We start from the raw sequence: 2078 nt of genomic DNA, 5'->3' as shown, positions 1-2078 counted from the left end.
CCCATATGCCCACGTAGCCAAAGTCGTAGGCGGCCAGGGTAGAAACCAGCATCAGGCCGACGTTCGTGGGTGACGTGCGGTGCGCCACCTGGCCGCGCGGGTCCTCCTGAAAATGGTCCGGTGGCAGCCAGTGGTCTTCCGGTCCGATGAAATGCTCGAAGTAAAGCCAGGTGCTGCGCGCCAGGCGCCGCAGTTCGCGCTGCTGCTCGGCGGTAAGCGTTTCTGAGTGATGATCCAATGACATGCGTCAATGCCCCTTTTTTTCCTCAGCGGCCTTCTCCGCCTGAGTCGGTTCTACTTCTTCCGGGTCCAAGTCTTGAACGACCAGCAGCGGCACGCTGCCGTATTCGATGAAGCTGGTGGTGACGCTGCCATAAGGCCATTTGGGCTTGCCGCTGGAGCCGTGCGCGCCGAGAAGAATCATATCCACCTCGGCCTCTTCGGCCAGGCCATGCAGGGCGAGAGCGATGTTCTGGCTGGTCAGCAGGCGCAGCTCAAACGGATACATCAGCCGGTCGCGCAGTAGTTCCATATATTGGGTTGCGGCTTCGCAGATGCGAACGACAAAGTGTTCGATGAGTTCTTTGTCATCAGCGGTGAGCGGAAACTGATGCGGCATTTCGGGCTTGACGACGACATAGGCCAGCAGGAGTTGGGCCTCATGGCCGCGGGCGATGGTATCGGCCGTTGACAACACACCTTCAGCCCGTTGTGAGCCATCCAGAGGTACCAGCAAACGCGCGTAACGCAAGCCGGTCAGGGCTTGCTCCCCTGCGTTGTAGGCGCGCACAATCATCACCGAGCGGTGGGCGCGCTGCACGATCTTGTGCGCAACGCTGCTGACGTTCCAGCGGCTTAACCCCGATTGGCCGTGACTGCTGATGATGATAATGGCCACGTCGTTACTGTGCGCAAAATCGCATATGCTCTGCGCCGCCTCACCTTCGAGCAGAACCGATTCAGTCTCCAGGTCGGCCTCGGTGCGCAAACGCTCTGCGACGTCGTCCAAATAGGCTTTGGCTTCAGCTTTGTACAGCTGCCATTGCAGCGGATCAGTCGGCTGCTTATCCAAGCCTGTCTCAGGAAAATCAAGCACGCGAACCAGGGTCACCCGCGCCTGATAGAGGCGGGCCAACGCGACCAGGTGGGGCAGCGTGCATTCCGCGGTGATTGAACCATCCAGGGGCGCAAGCAGGTGTTTGAACATCCTTCTGTCTCCTTTCTTCCAACTACATTCGCTCATCGGGTATGACATTTTCGGATTCGCCGCGGGTGAAGGACGCGATGTTTCCCACGGTGGTGCTCAAGATGCGCTTCTACGGCCTCCCGGGTATTGAAGGCGCTGTGCGGGGTTATGATCACATTTCGAAGACGCAGTAAGATATGATTGAGAAGCATGGTCTCCAAATCATGCTTCTTGTCATAAACCGAACGCAGCAATTCGGCCTCCTCTCGGATACCTCCCTCTTCCGGCAGGACGTCCAGTCCCGCAGCCGCCACTTTGCCTTCGCCGATGGCCTTGGCCAAGGCCTTGATGTCCAAGACATCACCCCGGGATGTGTTGATCAGAATCACGCCTTCCTTCATCCTTGAAAATTCATCGCTGGATATAAGATTCCGGGTATTCTCGTTGGAAGGCACATGCAGCGTGACGATGTCGGATGAACCCAAAAGTTCGTGCATCTCCACATACCGAAAACCCAGGCGGGAGGCCAACCCTTCGTCCGGCCGCACGTCCGAGGCCAGCACCTCCATGCGGAAGCCTTTGGCTATTTCGATGACGCATCTGCCGATGCTCCCGGTGCCGATAACGCCAAGCGTCTTGCCGAAAAGATCAAAACCCTGGAGTCCTTTGAGGGAAAAATCCCCCCTGCGGGTGCGGTCAACCACTGCAATCATGTTGTGGCTGATTGCCAAAAGCAGCGCAAAGACATGCTCCGCAACGGTGTTATCGCCATAGACCGGGACATTGCAAACGGTTATGTTGTTTGCATCGCAATACTCCAGGTCGATATGATCGAAGCCGGTTGAGCGGGTGGCAATGAGCTTCAAACGGCCCAGATGCCTCAACACGTCGG

The 2078-nt window shown here is 57.6% G+C and carries 3 protein-coding genes; all 3 read right to left on the bottom strand.

Going from position 1 to position 2078, the window contains the following annotated elements; genetic code table 11:
* Positions 1–244, bottom strand: a 244-nt coding sequence (locus tag RDU24_RS15915; RefSeq protein WP_308736766.1) for a hypothetical protein, incomplete at its 3' end; no start/stop codon positions are given.
* Positions 245–247: 3 nt separating this feature from the next.
* Positions 248–1207 (bottom strand): universal stress protein, encoded by a 960-nt coding sequence (locus tag RDU24_RS15910; protein ID WP_308736765.1) that lies wholly within the window; start codon positions 1205–1207, stop codon positions 248–250.
* Positions 1208–1239: 32 nt separating this feature from the next.
* A partial coding sequence (locus RDU24_RS15905; protein ID WP_308736764.1) for an NAD(P)-dependent oxidoreductase occupies positions 1240–2078 on the bottom strand: 839 nt, incomplete at its 5' end.

This window comes from Humidesulfovibrio sp. (assembly GCF_031082295.1).
Lineage (GTDB): Bacteria > Desulfobacterota > Desulfovibrionia > Desulfovibrionales > Desulfovibrionaceae > Humidesulfovibrio.
Note: the sequence above shows the minus strand (reverse complement) of the source record. Positions and strands in the feature narration are given on the sequence as shown.